Here is a 17,781-nt window from a genome sequence, read left to right on the forward strand (position 1 = left end):
CCGCAACAGGCAACCGCAACAGGCAACCGCAACAGGCAACCGCAACAGGCAACCGCAACAGGCAACCGCAACAGGCAACCGCAACAGGCAACCGCAACAGGCAACCGCAACAGGCAACCGCAACAGGCAACCGCAACAGGCAACCGCAACAGGCAACCGCAACAGGCAACCGCATTTACAAATGCTTATGCGCCCTCACCATCATTAATCTGTTTGCTTGGTAAAAACGCACAATCCCGATTGTACCATTATGATACTGATAGAGATTAACCTTGTCAAGTTTTTTTATGTTCTCATGAACATTTTTTGTCTGCCTGATGAGAATATTCACCACACGCCTATACTCCACCATGGCACCCACGCGCACGCCATTCTTGATGTTTTTCCGCTTTATATTTCATCTGTTATTCTTTATTTTTTTCTGTTTCTCTTGTTTTTGTTGTTTCAGGCAAGAAGACCAACTGATCGCCTTCTTTTGCGATTGTCACCGCCATTTCATCGTGAATTTTTCCAAACAGGATATTTTCCGCCATTGGGTCTTGAATTTCCTTTTGGATAATCCGTTTGAGAGGGCGTGCCCCATAGAGGGGATCATAGCCTTTATCAGCAAGGAATTGGCGCACATCTGGTTTGATATGCAAAGTTATTTTGCGTTCATTGAGCAAATTTTGCAAATGTTGTATCTGAATATCAACGATAGCTTCCATATCTTTGCGTTGCAAGCGTTGAAAAAGGATAATTTCATCAACACGGTTGAGGAATTCTGGACGAAACGCAGCCCGAACAACATTCATGACCTCGTCTTTAGCCTGATTGGTTATTTGTCCTTCCGGCAAAGCGGTTAAAAATTCAGCACCAAGATTGGAGGTCATAATCAGCAAAGTGTTGCGAAAATCGACGGTACGTCCTTGGCTATCGGTCAAGCGTCCCTCATCAAGCACTTGCAACAAGAGATTAAAAATATCGGGATGGGCTTTTTCGATTTCGTCGAAGAGAATAACTTGGTAAGGTCTTCTACGCACGGCTTCGGTCAGCACGCCGCCCTCTTCATAGCCAACATATCCAGGGGGAGCACCAATCAGGCGTGCACCGGCATGTTTTTCCATATATTCAGACATATCGATACGCAACATTGCATTGGGATCTTGGAAAAGGAAAGCGGCAAGCGCTTTGGTGAGCTCGGTTTTTCCCACTCCAGTAGGCCCCAAGAACATGAAAGAACCCAGTGGGCGATTGGGGTCCTGCAATCCGGCGCGGGCACGGCGTACAGCACGGGAGACAGCCTGTACGGCTTCTCCTTGTCCCACCACACGTTTGCTCATTTCGTCTTCCATACGCAACAGCGCTTCTCGTTCTGCCTCCAGCATACGATCCACCGGAATTCCGGTCCAGCGAGAAACAATTCGCGCCACATGTTCAGCGGTCACGGTTTCTTCAACGAGATGATTTTGCTGATCATCATTTTCAGCGATACTTAATTGTTTTTCGAGTTGGGGAATAAGGCTATAAGCGAGTTCACCGGCTTTTTGAAATTGTCCATCACGCTGTGCGATAGCCAAAGCATTGCGTGCTTCTTCAAGTTGTTTTTTCAAATCGGCAGCATGGCCTAATTTTTGTTTCTCTGCCTGCCAAGCGGTTGTCATCTCTTTTGACTGTTGTTCCAAGGTGTTCAATTCGTCCTCTACAGTTTTGAGACGTTCTTTTGCGGTTGGCTCCACATCGGTTTTCAAAGCTTCGCGTTCGATTTTCAGCTGCAAGATACGCCGATCAATGGCGTCAAGTTCTTCAGGTTTTGAATCGACCTGCATACGCAAACGTGCTGCCGCCTCATCGATGAGATCAATAGCCTTATCAGGCAAAAAACGATCCGTAATATAACGGGAAGACAACCTTGCCGCTGCGGTCAAGGCACTGTCAGCCAAGCGCACCTTGTGATGTTGTTCGTATTTTTCTTTAATGCCGCGCAAGATAGAGATGGTGTCCTCAAGGCTTGGTTCTGGTACAAAGACAGGCTGGAAGCGACGAGCAAGAGCGGCATCTTTTTCGACATATTTGCGATATTCATCCAAAGTAGTTGCGCCCACACAATGGAGCTCTCCGCGGGCAAGAGCCGGTTTGAGCAAGTTTGAAGCATCCATAGGCCCATCGGATTTTCCAGCCCCTACAAGGTTGTGCAATTCATCAATAAACAGAATGATTTGTCCATTTTCGGCTTGCACTTCCGCCAAAACTGCTTTGAGTCGCTCTTCGAATTCGCCACGGTATTTTGCCCCTGCGATAAGTGCCCCCATATCGAGGGCATAGAGCTGCTTATCACGCAAAGTTTCTGGCACATCACCATTAACAATACGCAACGCCAACCCTTCCACGATAGCGGTTTTTCCCACACCGGGTTCACCGATGAGCACAGGATTATTTTTGGTCCGCCGTGAGAGCACCTGAATGGTGCGGCGAATTTCCTCTTCACGCCCAATGACAGGGTCAAGCTTTCCCTCGCGTGCATCTTTGGTGAGATCACGGGCATATTTTTGCAAAGCATCATATTGGCTTTCCGCATGGGGGCTTGACGCTGTTTTTCCTTTACGCAGGGTATTAATGGCTTGATTAAGCGCTTGCGGGGTCAAGCCTGATTTTGTGAGAATATCGGCTGTTTTTGCCGATTTCTCCATGATGAGCGCTTGTAATAAACGCTCCACGGTAACAAATTGATCGCCAGCGCCTTTAGCGAGCTCTTCAGCCAGCGTGAAGACTTTTGCCAAGGGTTGGGCGAGATAGAGTTGGCCATTACCGCCTTGCACTTTTGGCAAAGCCTCGAGAGCTTTTGACAGCTCCTTTTGAATAACAGCGAGATCACCGCCGGCTTTTTGGATGAGAGAGGCTGCCAATCCTTGAGAATCGTCTAACAACACTTTGAGCAGATGCTCGGGCATAAATTGCTGATGGTCAGAAGAGAGAGCATAATTTTGTGCTGCTTGTAAAAAACCTTGCAATCGTTCGCTATATTTTTCCAGGTTCATTTTTTTTCCTTTCTTGCACCACCGCTCTTTAAGCTCCCCCAGGCACTAAGGCAAAGAAGTGTGCCACCCACAACACTGCCCGCAGTGTGAAGAATAACCCCAGCAGCGTGAAAAATAACCGTTGTGCTAAAGAGAATATGGGTTCTCAAAAGCCCCATAGCAAGAGGGAAAAAAAGGCGCGCTGTTATTTTTCCACAAAACCAGCAACCCCCAGAATCCACACTCCACATCACACCAGCAGCCAACATCCACCAACAGTGTCTTGGCAGCCAACACATCACCCTCCTATAGCGCTTTGCCAACATCACCACACGAAAACCCATCATCCTAAAGGCTCTGTTGATCAGCATGCAAACACCTTCAAAAGCAGCTGCCCTCTTATGCATACTTTTTCATGGCCTCAAAAACATCCCACCTCCCCTAAAACAAAGCTGTGTGCATTTTTATTGCCAATCCTCTGAAATTACTTTATGAATAAAAGGGTGTTGGTCGTCTACGCAACGTCCAAATAGGGATTTGAAAGCCCGAAGACTCGATACATAAATTCATCCCGCTTTGCGGGTGGTATCCCGGCGTTCCGGGAGATTTTGCTATGTCCAGGTGCTCTCACGCACTAAAAGCAAAATGCTGATTCGAGTTCAGTGCTTTCAAACTCCCGGAATACCAATGCGAGGGCGCTCGCAACCGGCGGGGAGAAAAATGCAAAGGACAAATCCTCATCAAGACATTTTCCATAATGACATTTTGATTGACACATTCATTGGCAAAAAAATTCGCTTGAGACGCAATATGCTAAAAATGTCTCAAAAACAATTGGGGCAATCGCTAGGGGTCAGTTTCCAACAAATTCAAAAATATGAAAAAGGTCTAAACCGTGTAAGCGCCGGACGCCTGCAGAAAATTGCTAATCTTTTAAATGTCCCCATAAGCTTTTTCTATGCGGAGGTCTCCACAAAACAACAGCTCTCCCACCCTCATGGCGAAATCGCCTCAAGCAGAGAGGAATATCTACTGCTCAAAAGATTTAGAGAGCTCACTTCTATAAAACGCAAAGCAATTTTACAATTAATCCGTGAACCAGATGAAAGCTTTTAACAGCATAACCGCCCCCTAGGCTCTGTTCATCGCACAGGTTCTGTTGATCAGCATGCATGACACCTTCAAAAGCAGCTGCCCCCTTATGCATACTTTTTTATGGCCTCAAAAAAACCCACCTCCCCTAAAACAAATCTGTGTGCATTTTTATTGCCAATCCTCTGAAATTACTTTATGAATAAAAGGATGTTTTTGGTCGGTTACGCAACGACCAAGAGGGACAACAAGCCCTAAATCCGAGCGTAAAGATGAACCCACTGATGTGGGTGTCCCGGCATTCCGGGAGATTTTGCTATGTCCAGGTGCTTTCACGCACTAAAAGCAAAATGCTGACTCGGATTCAGTACTTGTTACTCCCGGAATACCAATGCGAGGGCGCTCGCAACCGGCGGGGAGAAAAATGCAAAGGACAAATCCTCATCAAGACATTTTCCATAATGACATTTTGATTGACACATTCATTGGCAAAAAAATTCGCTTGAGGCGCAACATGCTAAAAATGTCTCAAAAACAATTGGGGCAATCGCTAGGGGTCAGTTTCCAACAAATTCAAAAATATGAAAAAGGTCTAAACCGTGTAAGCGCCGGACGCCTGCAGAAAATTGCTAATCTTTTAAATGTCCCCATAAGCTTTTTCTATACGGAGTTCTCCACAAAACAACAGCTTTCCCACCCTCATGGTGAAATTGCCTCTAGCAGAGAGGAATATCTGCTGCTCAAAAGATTTCGCATCCTCACCTCTATAAAACGCAAAGCAATTTTACAATTAATCCGTGAACCAGATGAAAGCTTTTAACAGTATAACCGCCCCCCAAGCTCTGTTCATCCTAAAGGCTCTGTTGATCAGCATGCATGACACCTTCAAAAGCAGCTGCCCCTTATGCATACTTTTTCATGGCCTCAAAAACATCCCATCTCTCTTAAAACCATATCCTCTGCCGCCATATTTTCCCGCAGATAGTTTCCCTTTTGCCTCAAACGGCAGTTTTCATGGCTTTTAAACAGCTTACTGCTTTATTCTTCCTCATCGCTCACTTGCGGTGGTGGCGGCAAAATATAAGCACCAGACAACCACCGATTTAAATCGAGTGCGCGACAACGTGTTGAACAAAAAGGATAGGCATCTTGTTGTGCCATCTGCCCACAGATTGGACAAGGATGCGGAGGACGAATGGGAGATTTTTCTGTTTTTTTCAACTCTGTTTCTCTTAAATATTTGCGACAACTGTGTTGTTGGATTTCTGTTGTTGGCAGCTTTAAATTTCTTGCTATTTACACCTTTTCATGGTGTCTTTCGCTTTTTGTTGTTTTTATTTTGTTACCTTACTTTGCTCTGTCATTTGACTTTTTCTCCACAGCTCACAGAACAAAACTTTCCCTGCGTATCTGTCTGTGCCCAATCCGACTTTTCTTGGGTCAACTTCCTCCTGCTTAACCTCTACAACGACTCCACCTCCACGACCACTTTCCCGCCTCTTACTCTTAAATATGGGCATAGTTCACCTCACATAAGGTTTTACAAGCAAGGGTTTCTCTAAAGAGAGGCACAAATTATCTAAAAATATTTCATGTGTAAAGTTTACCACTGCTTATATTATTGCTATAGGTGAGAGGATTTTCCGACACAACAGATAAAATTTTTCTAACGCATTTCTTCAATCCAATGAGAGAGCACAGGATATTGATAAGCTGTGAGAAGATCCATAGTTTCAGCCAGTGGTAATCCCACCACATTGGAATAAGACCCCTTGATATGAACCACAAAAGCACCAGCTTTTCCCTGAATAGCGTAACCACCGGCTTTTCCCTGCCATTCTCCAGAAGCAAGATAGGCATCCATCAAGGAAGCAGTGAGGCGCCGAAAACGAACACGACTTTCGACCAATTTTACTGTTATTTTCCCCGTTTCATTGAGCGCACAAACAGCGCCATAGACCTTGTGCGAACGACCAGAAAGGAAGCGCAAACATTCATAAGCCTCGTCTTCACCCTCTGGTTTAGGGAGAATGGTACGCCCCACCGCCACCACGGTATCAGCCGCCAAAATGAGCATTTTTTGCGCTATGCTCTGTTGTTCATTTTGACTGCGCCATAGCAAAATCTCTTGCGCTTTAAGGGCTTTTTCTTTTGCCAAACGTTTAGCGAGATTGCTGGGATGTTCTCTTAATTTTGCTGTTTCATCGATATCGGTGACACAGACTTCATGAGGTTCAAGACCAATCTGCGCTAAGAGCATCAAACGGCGTGGTGAAGCGGAAGCGAGTACCAATTGCAGATCTTGGGCATTTTGGCCCTTCACAGATTTTTTTCCTAAGAAGGTTTTTTTGAAATTCATCATTTTTCCCCCTTAGAACAATAGTCCTCCGATGGTTTATTTCAACAGCTTCATTTTAGCGCCACGGATATCCTTTACCTTTTGTACATATTTTGATGTCTTTTGCAGAACATTTTTTTCTTCTTTTAAAGGTTTAAAAAGAAGCATCCAACCCGTTTGAGCAACAATATCCATGCATTCGATAAAGAAAAAGCAGCTCTCACTTACTTATAGCGATAAGTAATACGCCCTTTTGTCAAATCATAAGGGGTCATTTCCACCATGATTTTATCACCAGCCAACACGCGGATACGGTTTTTGCGCATTCTTCCAGCGGTATGGGCAATAATTTCATGATCATTTTCCAATTTCACACGAAACATCGCATTTGGTAAAAGTTCGGTTACGATACCAGAAAATTCCAAAACTTCTTCTTTTGACATAAAAAAACAATTTCCTTTACAGTGCGTATAATTTTTTTCAGCTATGCGCTATTTTTCAGCACTTATAGCCTATTTTGTTAGTTTTGTGAACAGAAATTCCACAAAAAGGCAAAGCTTTTTCTTTTTACATTTTTTCCCTCGCACTGTTAAAAAATCTTTAAGCTGCAAGGCTTTAGTTCTTCAATGACAGCAGTTTTATGAACATCTCTTTCTGCAAACGCTCCTCTTGCTTTATTTTTTTCCCACCACAAGCCCTTCTCCCCGTGCCAAGCTTCTTCTCCTCCCCTACTATCTGATCTCCTCACCAAAAAGCACAACAGTCTTCTCATCCCCCATGGCTCTCGCAAGCTGCCCAAAACACGCGCTTACAGACAAAAAAACGCGCCCATGCCGCACTCTTCCCCAAAGCACACAGCTCATGCATCCTGCGCGGCAACAAAAGCAAGACAGAAGACACATTTTACGATTTTCAATATTTACACAAAACAATAAATCTGTAAAAACGCATTATAGGAGAGTATTTTAAATAATTCTCTTTACTCCCACAGCTGTCTTTTTAAAGCAACTTCGTATAGCAACTTTTGATTTTGGGGTTTTCGCGCTTGTGCCGTATGCACAAAAGCCATACATAAAAACACATATTCTTTTTTGCCCAAGTCATAGTCCTCCTTAACCCAAGAGATATTTCAAGTAACAGATATATTTTAAGAAGGCCTTTTCTAGCAGCAGTTTGCAGATAAGCCAGCAGGCAAGAAAACAGGGAGCAAGAGATAAAAACAGATCCATTTATTAGAAACAGACTTTTAGAGAAAATTATTGCGTAAGTAATCTTTCAAATTTCAACCAAAGCCTTAGAAAGCGTTTAAACCAGCCCTAATGCATCAATGAACATGAAACTACGAACCTTATGAGCAAAGAAACACAAAAGCGACACAAGCAGAGACTTAAAATAAGTTTTCAGCGTACCAAATGTAATACTTTAATAATATTTTTAGCGTCCCAAAACCCTATGCCAGAAAGAGCTATGAATATGCTGATAAAAGAGAAATTTCATAGGAATTGCTTGAGAATTTTTCTATCACTTTACAAATTTTTACAAAAAAGAAGCGACAACATGAATGCTACCGCTTCTTTCATCTCACCATTAAGATATTATCCAGCAATTTTATAAAAAAACACTTTTAAGGTGAGGAAGGAAACCAACTTGACAACAATTCGTATTCTAATGGATCATCAGCACACTGCCCACCTCCGCATTCGAGGATGGTAGAAACCAAATTTGCTCCGATCAAAAAGACAAATAAGAAGCTTGCCACTTTACTAAAAACTGGAAAAGGAGAAAACATTGTAAACTTGGAAGCCAATTCGCTCAAAATCATCATAAGGGAAACGGCGATAATACAAAGGACAGAGATGATCAAAGTCCAAGTATAAAAATGTAAACCAAAGAATGTTGAACCATATCCAAGATCATCTGGAGTGATATGCAAAAACACTTGCCTTGCAGCAACAACACTGGTTACCATACAACCAAGAATAACCATACCATAATGGGCATTTTTCACTTTATAGTGAATATTGAGTAAAAACCCACATCCAGCCAACATCAAACCGACGCGTTGAAGAAGACAAAGGGGGCAAGGCAACTCAAACTTCACCAACTGATAATAAAAAGCGACGATCAAGACAATGGATAATCCCATCAGTCCTAAGGTATTCATCAATATAATGAAAGAGGGGGTTTTGTGTTCAAGGGTTTCCATGGCGATTTCTCTCAAAAAGACAAATTTAAAGTAGAAGTTGCGTGGTGATTAAAAGTAAGAAGAATGACCACTAACAAAATTGCCCACAGGGCATAACTAATATTTTTCTTACCATAAATGGTTGTGATTGCGGTACCTAAAGCAATTAAAAACGGGAAAAACATGGCATAAAGTCTCCTTTCTTATTTTTTTGTAACATATGAGAAAATTGGGCAAAAAAGAGACCATAAATTTATTATTCACACTCCACCCTTCATTTTTATTTTTAAACGAAGACGAAACAAGGTGGGATATAGGGTAGTCAAAGCGAAAATCAACAAAATTTGCTTGTGCACTTTCATGCTGCAGAGCATCTTTTTTCTTAAGAAAGATAAAAGATTTCACTTAGAACGTCAAAAGAAGAAGTTTTACTTATTTAACAATGACGCTTTGACGCTTTTTCTATTCTCTTTTCTCAAAACGAAACGTCCTTGTTTTTGTCTTATTTTTGCCGCCATAATTTCTTGTTTGCTCTCAAAAATGGTTCAAATTCTTACATTTTGCCTATGCTTTGAATCTTTTTACCCTTATGTGCAAACAAGTTGGCTTCTCAAAGCAAAAGCACAAGCGTAAAAACGGGTAAAGTGAACCATAGCAGAGTGGCATCCCCACATCCCACAAGCCACATCCCACAAGCCGCACGCACGCCTACCCAACACCGCGCCATATTACAACACCTTAAAGCGTGCAAACAGCCCACAATACTTCTGTCCCCAGTACACCCAATGCCCCACCCTCAACACGGATAACCAAAACCAGATTCCACCAGCACAGACAAAAAAACGCGCCCATGCCGCACTCTTCGCCAAAGCATACAGTTCATGCATTCTGTGCGGTAACAAAAGCAAGGCAGAAGCCACATTTTTACGATTTTTAATATTAGCACAACATAGCAAAACAGCCACATCCCACAAGCCGCCTCTCTCATTTCCTCTCCATCCCACACCTTTTTCAAAAGACTCTCCCCAAAATTCGCAAAATCGTAAATCTGCAAATAAGTAAAACTGCACAATCACAAATCAGCAAATTATTCTTCCCCAAAGCGTATCCGCTGCCGGCATAACAATGCGCTGCTTGGCAGGCTGACTTTCCCAACACTTCACGAAAAAAGGCAAACTTCACCCCGCACCACTCTCTCCACACCAGCACATCCACTCCCCCCATATATATTCCCTGCTCATCTCCTCACATCATTTGAGAAGCCCTCTTCCTCACCCCCTTCCAACAAATACACAAAATCGTAAATCTGTAAAACAGCAAATACACAAATCCCTGCAAACCTTCCTTGCGAAGGCGTCTGCCGCGTGTGCAACAGAGACAACAAAATGAATTGCCTTTTTAATACAAGTTTTGTTTTTTACACAATTTTTTGATAGAAAGAGGATGGATGAAAGAATAGCGACAATATTTTACTTTGCCATTTACCATAAATCTGAAAATTTTTCTGTTTTTTACAAGATTTTTTATTTTTTGCCATCATAAAGTCGGTTATATTTTCCACATATTGGAAATAACACATGCCTTCATATCAAGAGGACCAGCATGTTGAAAAGCACAAGGTTTCAAATTTCTGTAACTGTTCTGCCTATAAATCTGTTGCTCACCTTCAATCTTCTTTGAAAAACTGTTATATGGTGAAGAGACTTTGCAAAGGGAAGATAAGCTCTTACAGAAAGCATGAATCGCCTTAAACACTTGCAGTTGAAAAGGATGTAAAATGACGAAGCAATCATGTGATATAGCGATTTTAATGGGCAGCCAATCGGATTGGCAAACGATGCGCCATAGTGCGGATATTTTAACGAGTCTTGGTATTTCTCATATTTCGCATATTATCTCGGCACACCGCACGCCTGAACGTCTTTACCAATTTGCCAAAGGAGCAAAAGCAGCAGGTTTTAAAATTTTGATTGCCGGAGCAGGAGGTGCAGCGCATCTTCCTGGCATGCTTGCAGCGCTCACCCCTCTTCCAGTTTTCGGCGTTCCAGTGCACTCACACTCTTTATCAGGTCAAGATTCTCTCCTTTCCATTGTGCAAATGCCAGCAGGAATACCGGTTGGCACCTTAGCAATAGGCAAAGCAGGTGCCATTAACGCAGCGCTTTTAGCAGCAGGGGTGATGGCAGTTTACGATGATAACCTCGCACAACGGTTACAAGATTGGCGCCACAAACAAACAGAAAATGTTGCGCAAACTCCGGTAACTGAGGTTTAAGATGACAAAATTTTCCAACGCCTCCACATCCAATGCACCCACCCTCAACACGGATAACCAAAACCCAGTCTCACCAGCAGGCGAGCAAAACGCATGGTCTGCAATACCCCCACATCACAACACCTTCGGCATGCAGACAGCCCACAATGCTTCTGCCACACCCAGTGCCCTCACATCCAGTGCCCCCATACCCAGCACCCTCACAGCTAATGCGCCCAGTGCCTCGCCCCTCAACACACGCACATCCAACACCTCCACGATGTTGCCTTTTGGAAACACCATTGGTTTAATAGGCGGTGGACAATTGGCACGCATGCTTGCCATAGCGGCAGCAGAACTGGGGTTTCGCACGGTTGTTTTTTGCCCTGAAGCTGATTGCCCAGCAGCACAAACAGCAAATGAACATATTGTCGCGCCCTATGATGATAATTCCGCCTTAGACCGTTTTATTTCTCTGTGTGATACTGTGACCTATGAGTTTGAAAATCTTTCCCTTGAAACGGTTCAATATGTAGAGAAGGTCAAAAATGTTTATCCCTCTTCTAAAGCGTTAGAGATCACACAAGACCGACTTTTTGAGAAACAATTTTTGCGTGATCAAGGCATCCGCACGGCCAGATGGTATGCTGTTGATGATTATGCTTCTCTTCGTTCAGGACTCTTGAGCTTAGGCAATCGCGGTCTTTTAAAGACTCGCCGTTTTGGTTATGATGGGAAGAACCAGATCAAGCTGGATTTTCCCAATGAAGAAGCGCTTGCCAATGCCTTCACGACATTTCAAGAACAGCCTTTAATTTTAGAAGAGATTATTCCTTTTTTATCGGAAATTTCGGTTCTCTCGGCCCGTACGAAACAAGGGGAACATATTTTTTATGATTGCCCTGAAAATCAGCACAAAAACGGTATTCTTCATAAATCATTTTTACCCTCGCATGTTCCGCTTGAGGTACAAAAGGCAGCGCAAGAAATCAGTGCAACAGTGATGGATGCTCTTCATTATGTTGGTATTCTTTGCATTGAATTTTTTGTTCTCATAGATGGACGTTTATTAGTGAATGAACTGGCGCCGCGTGTTCATAACTCTGGCCATTGGACGCAAAAGGCATGCGTAACTTCACAATTTGAGCAGCATATCCGTGCCATTTGTGGACTTCCCTTAGGCAGCACATACCGCCACAGCAATTGTCAAATGATCAACCTTCTTGGCAACAATTTGAACGAGGTCAAGTATTTTCTCACGCAAGCACGCACCTCGGTGCATTTATATGGCAAAAGCTCAGCTCAACCTTTACGCAAAATGGGGCACATCATCCAATTAACGGGACCGGCCAGCAAACTTTGACAGGAGAGCGCCGCCCATATAAGAAACAACAAAACCCTCACTCCAACAAAATCCTTCATCATTGTCGTAAAACCAAAACGCTCCCCTCCCACTAATCAGCAAATTATTCTTGCCCAAAGCGTATCCGCTGCCGGCATAATAATGTGCTGCTTGGCAGGCTGGCTTTTCCAACACTTCACGAAAAAAGGCAAACTTCACCCCGCACCACTCTCTCCACACCAGCACATCCACTCCCCCCATATATATTCCCTGCTCATCTCCTCACATCATTTGAGAAGCCCTCTTCCTCACTCCCTTCCAACAAATCCATAAAATCGTAAATCTGTAAAAACACAACTCCCCACGAACCTCCCTCCAAATGCATCTTCTGCGCTCATAACAACGCTACTCTTTTATGAGCAAACAAGAGCACCTGAGCTTGATAAGCAAAAAATTGTTACAATTGCACCACACAGGGGTAACATGTCATGCATTTTTCAAAATAACAAACCCACGAAATCAGGTCTATTGAAGAAAGCAGCAACATCAGAGAACAAAAACACAACATATAACGCTTTCTCATTCAAACGAATATCTCAAAAACTTCAAACACTTGCTGAGAGATTGACGCTGACTGATAAAAATCTTTGTGCTTTAGTGATATTTTACAATCTTGCATCGACAACGAAATAACGACAATACAAAAGGAAAGTGTTTTCATTCATAATCAAACATCAGGTACAAAATGGCTTTTTGTTTTTTCGGTTTGAGCGTTCTAAAATTTTTTAACAGCAAAGTTTCTTTTTCGCTCAATATTTCTGCATGACTGTGCTACGGAATATGTTTTTTTGTGCAATATCCGCATAAAAAAAGCTGATGGAGACATCCAGTATGTTGGCAATTTTCTGCAAACGTCCAGCGCCCAGACGATTGCCCCTTTTTCATATTTTTGGATTTGTTGGAAACTGACACCCAAATAGCGCCCTAATTCTTTTTGAGAAAGCCCCCTCATTTTTCTTCTGTAACGGATTTTTGCCTATAGCAATGTCATTAAAATGTGGATTTTTTTGCCTACACTTGATATCCTCTACCGGTTGCAAGCGCGCTCGCATTGAGCTTCCGGGAGTCAAAAATACTGAATTTGACCAGTTTTTTGCTTTTAGTGTTTAGGGAACACTTGGACAGAGCAAAAACTCCCGGAATCCGCGAAATACCAACAAAGTGGATTCATTTTATGTGAGAACTTAAATTGATAGCCCCCCTGTTGATCGCCGCATAGACGATCAGAATGACTGCAACTATAAAGTAATTTCAGAAGATTAGCAAGAAAAATAAAAAGATTTTTTATATCTCGAAAATCATAATATTTGAGACTTTAAAGATCTATATAATCTCTCTTAGAATTTTAAAGAAAAATATGTTTTTGCGCCTAGCCCAGAGAGCACTCTAGATCAAGAGCACTTTGGCTTTTCATATAAAGCAAAACTGACGAAAACATTATCAAGCCAATAACTGTTCTGTTTTGTTCTCATCAGACATCATTTTTTGTGTTCACTTTCACAGCTAAGCTTTCTTTATACAGCAAGTCTTTCAGCGAAAATATTTTTGCAGATTTTATTTCTCACGCTATCGCATGATTGCCCCCTAAAACATGATGTTTTCCTAAAAACCACGCTCCCCTCAACACGATACTCTCTTGACAAGAAGCAGATTTCTTGTTAGAAGCGTATCAGATTTTCGCAATTTTCACTTATTCGCTATGGTAATGTGCTTATTTGCTGTAGTAATGATAATGTGTTTTTGGCGATAATGTGTTAATGCGTACCTTTATTTTTAAGGGTGCGTTTTTCTTATTTATGATCACGGTAAAAAAGGTAAGAAGTGTTATAATGCAATTGCCTATGATTACGGCCCTGTTATGATAGGAAATTTATCATAGCAAAATATTTGATCAAGAGTGAGCCGTGTATGATAGGGGTGGAATGGTAAGTGAGAAGCAAGCATTGCATTAAGTAAATAAACGGTGAGTATGATGAAAATTAAAAATTCCCTTAAAGCATTGATGGAGCGCCACCGTAACAACCGTTTGGTGCGTCGCAAAGGTCGTGTTTATATCCTCAATAAAACAAACCCGCGTTTTAAGGCACGCCAAGGTTGATGGTTTTTATGCCTGCTTTTTGCGGACATGAGAACTTTTTCTCTCTTGAAATTTTGATATAACAGGTTCATTGTTTGATCATTGATCATTTGAGGACTTGTCTTATGCGTTTTTTTAAAACTCTGTATTTGCCGATTTTTTCTGCTTTTTGGCGGAATTTTTTGCGTTTTTTTCTTTCTTTTTTGGCTTTTGCAGGTGTTTTTTGTTTTACCCATGCAAGCTATGGGCAAAATCCTCCTTCTTTTCCTGAAGATCGTCCCACCCCACAATCGCTTTTGCCTCTGGAAGATCTCATTCCCAATGCCCCTTTCGCAGCACCAGCAATAAGCGATTCTGATTCCTCTGCGATTCTTCTTGAAGATTTTGTCTCAAATTCCCATTCTGGTGTAGACAGAGCAAAACAGCGGCAAGAAGCGGAAATCTCACGTCTTCTGAAAGAATTAAAATTTTGTGCGAATGTCCGTGAAGCCAAAAAGATCAGCGGACAACTTCAACATTTATGGTCGCAATCGGGGAGCGAGACGATTGATCTTTTAATGTCATGGGCTGAAAATGCTATTAATGCCGACGATTATGGTCTTGCTCTTGATTATATTGACAATGCCCTTGTGCTTTTACCAACGCATGCCGAAGCATGGCTAAGACGCGCCTGGATTCACATTCAATTGAGCGATTTTAAACTTGCCATGCTTGATCTTAACCAAGCTTTAGAGCTTGAACCACGTAATTATAATGCATTTTTTGCCCTTGGCGTCACCATGGAAGCGACAGAGCGTCCAGAACTTGCACTTAAAGCCTATACAAAAGCACTTGAATATTATCCGCAAATGCAAAAACTTCAAAAGCGCATTGAAACTCTTTTAGACAAAAAAACACCACAATCTCTTTGAGTTCGTAGGAACTCATTTGCCCTTTTCGCACTTTCACTGCAAGCGCAAAGAAAAATGCGCATGGCTTCCCCTTCAACCGCATAATTTCACCCACGCATTTTGACCAAGCTTTAGAGCTTGAATTACGTAGTTATAAGGCATTTTTTGCCCTTGGCATCACCATGGAAGCGACAAAGCGTCCAGAACTTGCCCTCAATACCTCGCGCCTCTCCCCACCCTACACCCCAACACCGCAAGCCCCAACACACCTGCGCTCATTGCAACCCCATCCAGTGCGCACACGCCAAGTCGAGCAAGCAGAAGCGACTCAGCACCAGCACACGCACAAAATGCACAGCCCGCAACAATCCCACATCCCATCACCCAGCACATCCAGTATCGCCAACATCACCAACATCACCAACATCACCAACATCACCAACCGCATCTCCCACCCCTAAAAGAGAGAGGAGATTGAAATCATTTTATATCTAGCAGAAGCTTGCAAACTGTTTTATATTAGAAAGGGTGTTCTGCGCTTCTCGACAGGAGATAACGCATTCCTGAGACCTTAGTGATCTCCAAGGGAGCTGTCCCTGATAAAGCCCGTGGGCTTTTTCATATGGCGCCCACCTATTTGTTTAGGTTCCCGGGATCAACTTTTTCCATCGGCCGTCGTGGATCACCTTTTTGCATCGATAAAACCAATTTTTTAGATTTTTCTCATAGGAAATAAGCAACAAATTGTTGTAACATTCTTTAAGAGATTTATGAGAATTTTTAATGGGGTAGAAGATTTTATTTTGTTTGACCAACAGCAAAAGAGACAATAAATTAACGCGGTTATGACACAAAATACAAAGCCCTCCGACACTACAGCGTTCATTCGTGCACAGCAGCGCAAAATTGGTTTATCGCGCCGCGCTGCTCTTTCAACCCAAGAACGTGTTACTTTTTCACGGCGCGCCTGCGCGCATTTGATTGCAAATCTTGAAACGCAAGGGGAAGATTTTTCACGTCTTATTTTGGCGGGTTATTGGCCCATCAAATCGGAAATTGACCCACGTCCCTTATTTCATGCTATAGCGTTACGTGGAGGGCGTTTAGCATTACCAGTTGTGCTTGATTCTACCACTATGGTTTTTCGTGCTCATGCACAAAATAGCGTGTTAGAACCGATGCGTTTTGGCACTTTGGGTCCAGGGAGAGAAAATAGCGTTGTTGTCCCCAGCCTTATAATTGTTCCTCTTTCTGCGTTTGACAGTCAATGTCACCGCCTTGGCTATGGGGGAGGATATTATGATCGTGCTGTTGCAGCACTTGAAAAGGAAGGGCATTCCCTTAAGTTGTTAGGCTTAGGCTTTTCCTGTCAAGAAGTTGAATCCATTCCCCCAGAAGAGCATGATCTTATTGTGGAGGGAATTTTTACAGAAAAAGGTTTATTAAAAGGCTAAAATGTGATTAAAACGCCTATGCGTTTTTTATTTTTGGGTGACATTGTTGGAACAACAGGTTGTAGAGCTGTTTTTGACCAGCTTCCACAACTAATCAAAAAGTGGCAGCTTGATTTTGTTGTCGTGAATGGTGAAAATGCTTCTGATGGTTTTGGCATCAATCAGGAGACCTATCAAGATCTTCTCATGACCGGTGTTGACGTTGTGACAACGGGCAATCATGCATTTTCTTGCCAAGAAACGTTGCACTATGCCCATGAGAGTGATCGTTTTTTGCGTCCTGCTAATTTTATGAATGACACTCCTGGCCGAGGTTCTGGTATTTTTACGGCACAAAATGGAGCCCGTGTGCTTGTTGCCAATCTTTTGGGCAGTATTTTTATGCCATGCAAAGTGGATGATCCCTTTGAAATAGCAGAAAAGATTTTGTTTTCTTGCTCTTTAATGGAGCAAGCAGATGCAATTATTTTTGACTTTCACGCAGAAACGACCAGTGAAAAGCAATGTTTAGCGCATTTTCTTGATGGCCGTGTGAGTGTTCTTGTTGGAACACATACCCATGTTCCAACAGCTGATGCGCAGATTTTAGAGGGTGGCAGTGCTTACATGTCGGATGCGGGAATGTGTGGAGATTATAATTCGTCGATAGGGATGGATAAGGAAGAGCCTTTACATCGTTTTCTTTATAAGCACAAGCAAGGTCGTTATGAACCAGCACAGGGACCTGCCACGCTTTGTGGTTTGGCGGTAGAGCTTTCAGACCGCACGGGCTTAGCAGAAAAGGTCTCAGCGATACGGATTGGTCCGCATTTAAAGTCTGAGCTTCCAGATTTTTGGTAACGTACTTTTCGTCAATTTTTATATGCGACTTTTTTGCGTAACAAGATTCTGCCATTTTTTAAAGTTTTGCCACAAAACAGCTTTGCGTCCTCCGACATCCCCCTTTAGCCAGCAACAGCGCAAGTCCATAACCAGGGAGAGAGAGCCATTGATTTATAAATATAATTTAGCGTTATTGATAGGGAATCAGAGAGCCGAATATCGTAAGATTCTCTCACTTCAAACCTATTGATCTTGAATTGATCAAAATCAC

19 protein-coding genes, 1 other RNA gene and 1 pseudogene are annotated in these 17,781 nt (G+C 42.7%); 9 read left to right on the forward strand and 12 right to left on the reverse strand.

Annotated elements, in window-relative coordinates; all coding sequences use genetic code 11:
- Positions 1 to 404: 404 nt before the first annotated feature.
- Both clpB and ABD909_RS06455 read right to left on the reverse strand, forming a co-directional pair.
- The gene (clpB, locus tag ABD909_RS06450; protein WP_345097135.1) at positions 405 to 3,017 is read right to left on the reverse strand and encodes an ATP-dependent chaperone ClpB; all 2,613 of its coding nucleotides are present in this window, start codon (positions 3,015 to 3,017) and stop codon (positions 405 to 407) included.
- Entirely contained in the window at positions 3,014 to 3,367 is a 354-nt protein-coding gene (locus ABD909_RS06455) for a hypothetical protein (protein WP_345097136.1), read from the reverse strand. The genes clpB and ABD909_RS06455 overlap by 4 nt, the downstream gene beginning before the upstream one ends.
- Before the next feature lie 316 nt (positions 3,368 to 3,683).
- Here ABD909_RS06455 and ABD909_RS06460 point away from each other — a divergent pair, with 316 nt between their 5' ends.
- Positions 3,684 to 4,112: a helix-turn-helix domain-containing protein gene (locus ABD909_RS06460; RefSeq protein WP_425547953.1), complete on the forward strand. Its 429-nt coding sequence runs from the start codon at positions 3,684 to 3,686 to the stop codon at positions 4,110 to 4,112.
- A 367-nt stretch (positions 4,113 to 4,479) separates the two neighbouring features.
- Positions 4,480 to 4,908: a helix-turn-helix domain-containing protein gene (locus tag ABD909_RS06465; RefSeq protein WP_425547954.1), complete on the forward strand. Its 429-nt coding sequence runs from the start codon at positions 4,480 to 4,482 to the stop codon at positions 4,906 to 4,908.
- Positions 4,909 to 5,126: 218 nt separating this feature from the next.
- Here the strand turns inward: ABD909_RS06465 and yacG are convergent, their stop codons facing one another.
- The 7 genes from yacG to ABD909_RS06500 form a co-directional block, all read right to left on the reverse strand.
- The gene (gene yacG, locus ABD909_RS06470) at positions 5,127 to 5,309 is read right to left on the reverse strand and encodes a DNA gyrase inhibitor YacG (RefSeq protein WP_425547955.1); all 183 of its coding nucleotides are present in this window, start codon (positions 5,307 to 5,309) and stop codon (positions 5,127 to 5,129) included.
- Between the two features lie 113 nt (positions 5,310 to 5,422).
- Positions 5,423 to 5,608 carry a hypothetical protein gene (locus tag ABD909_RS06475; RefSeq protein WP_345097137.1) on the reverse strand — a complete coding sequence of 62 codons (186 nt, stop codon included), beginning with the start codon at positions 5,606 to 5,608 and terminating at the stop codon, positions 5,423 to 5,425.
- A gap of 146 nt (positions 5,609 to 5,754) precedes the next feature.
- Complete coding sequence (locus tag ABD909_RS06480; protein WP_345097138.1) at positions 5,755 to 6,450, reverse strand: Maf family nucleotide pyrophosphatase; 696 nt, start codon at positions 6,448 to 6,450, stop codon at positions 5,755 to 5,757.
- A gap of 200 nt (positions 6,451 to 6,650) precedes the next feature.
- Positions 6,651 to 6,869 (reverse strand): translation initiation factor IF-1, encoded by a 219-nt coding sequence (gene infA / locus ABD909_RS06485; RefSeq protein WP_004857577.1) that lies wholly within the window; start codon positions 6,867 to 6,869, stop codon positions 6,651 to 6,653.
- A gap of 1,181 nt (positions 6,870 to 8,050) precedes the next feature.
- The gene (locus ABD909_RS06490) at positions 8,051 to 8,632 is read right to left on the reverse strand and encodes a disulfide bond formation protein B (protein WP_345097139.1); all 582 of its coding nucleotides are present in this window, start codon (positions 8,630 to 8,632) and stop codon (positions 8,051 to 8,053) included.
- An 11-nt stretch (positions 8,633 to 8,643) separates the two neighbouring features.
- Positions 8,644 to 8,796, reverse strand: coding sequence for a DUF5993 family protein (locus ABD909_RS06495; protein WP_345097140.1), 153 nt, complete (start codon positions 8,794 to 8,796; stop codon positions 8,644 to 8,646).
- Positions 8,797 to 9,339: 543 nt separating this feature from the next.
- Positions 9,340 to 9,687: a hypothetical protein gene (locus tag ABD909_RS06500; protein ID WP_345097141.1), complete on the reverse strand. Its 348-nt coding sequence runs from the start codon at positions 9,685 to 9,687 to the stop codon at positions 9,340 to 9,342.
- Between the two features lie 701 nt (positions 9,688 to 10,388).
- On the opposite strand from ABD909_RS06500, the gene purE reads away from it, so the two are divergent.
- Both purE and ABD909_RS06510 read left to right on the forward strand, forming a co-directional pair.
- Complete coding sequence (gene purE, locus ABD909_RS06505; RefSeq protein ID WP_345097142.1) at positions 10,389 to 10,886, forward strand: 5-(carboxyamino)imidazole ribonucleotide mutase; 498 nt, start codon at positions 10,389 to 10,391, stop codon at positions 10,884 to 10,886.
- 130 nt (positions 10,887 to 11,016) lie between these two features.
- Positions 11,017 to 12,228 carry a 5-(carboxyamino)imidazole ribonucleotide synthase gene (locus ABD909_RS06510; RefSeq protein ID WP_345097143.1) on the forward strand — a complete coding sequence of 404 codons (1,212 nt, stop codon included), beginning with the start codon at positions 11,017 to 11,019 and terminating at the stop codon, positions 12,226 to 12,228.
- Here ABD909_RS06510 and ABD909_RS06515 read toward each other — a convergent pair.
- A complete protein-coding gene (locus ABD909_RS06515; protein WP_345097144.1) occupies positions 12,202 to 12,453 on the reverse strand; it encodes a hypothetical protein in 252 nt (83 codons plus the stop codon). The two genes, ABD909_RS06510 and ABD909_RS06515, sit on opposite strands and share 27 nt — an antisense overlap.
- Before the next feature lie 471 nt (positions 12,454 to 12,924).
- Positions 12,925 to 13,319, reverse strand: a pseudogene (locus ABD909_RS06520) (helix-turn-helix domain-containing protein).
- Between the two features lie 920 nt (positions 13,320 to 14,239).
- Between ABD909_RS06520 and ykgO the strand changes: the two are divergent.
- Complete coding sequence (gene ykgO / locus ABD909_RS06525; protein ID WP_345097188.1) at positions 14,240 to 14,365, forward strand: type B 50S ribosomal protein L36; 126 nt, start codon at positions 14,240 to 14,242, stop codon at positions 14,363 to 14,365.
- Positions 14,366 to 14,469: 104 nt separating this feature from the next.
- Positions 14,470 to 15,255: a tetratricopeptide repeat protein gene (locus ABD909_RS06530; protein ID WP_345097145.1), complete on the forward strand. Its 786-nt coding sequence runs from the start codon at positions 14,470 to 14,472 to the stop codon at positions 15,253 to 15,255.
- 192 nt (positions 15,256 to 15,447) lie between these two features.
- On the opposite strand, the gene ABD909_RS06535 is transcribed toward ABD909_RS06530, so the two are convergent.
- The gene (locus ABD909_RS06535; protein WP_345097146.1) at positions 15,448 to 15,627 is read right to left on the reverse strand and encodes a hypothetical protein; all 180 of its coding nucleotides are present in this window, start codon (positions 15,625 to 15,627) and stop codon (positions 15,448 to 15,450) included.
- A 134-nt stretch (positions 15,628 to 15,761) separates the two neighbouring features.
- Here ABD909_RS06535 and ssrS point away from each other — a divergent pair.
- The 3 genes from ssrS (at position 15,762) to ABD909_RS06550 (ending at position 17,528) form a co-directional block, all read left to right on the forward strand.
- Positions 15,762 to 15,922: non-coding RNA, 6S RNA (ssrS, locus tag ABD909_RS06540), on the forward strand.
- 157 nt (positions 15,923 to 16,079) lie between these two features.
- The gene (locus tag ABD909_RS06545) at positions 16,080 to 16,688 is read left to right on the forward strand and encodes a 5-formyltetrahydrofolate cyclo-ligase (protein ID WP_345097147.1); all 609 of its coding nucleotides are present in this window, start codon (positions 16,080 to 16,082) and stop codon (positions 16,686 to 16,688) included.
- Between the two features lie 18 nt (positions 16,689 to 16,706).
- The gene (locus ABD909_RS06550; RefSeq protein ID WP_345097189.1) at positions 16,707 to 17,528 is read left to right on the forward strand and encodes a TIGR00282 family metallophosphoesterase; all 822 of its coding nucleotides are present in this window, start codon (positions 16,707 to 16,709) and stop codon (positions 17,526 to 17,528) included.
- Positions 17,529 to 17,781: the final 253 nt, after the last annotated feature.

Origin of the sequence: Bartonella acomydis, from assembly GCF_039543025.1 — a bacterium.
GTDB lineage: Bacteria > Pseudomonadota > Alphaproteobacteria > Rhizobiales > Rhizobiaceae > Bartonella > Bartonella acomydis.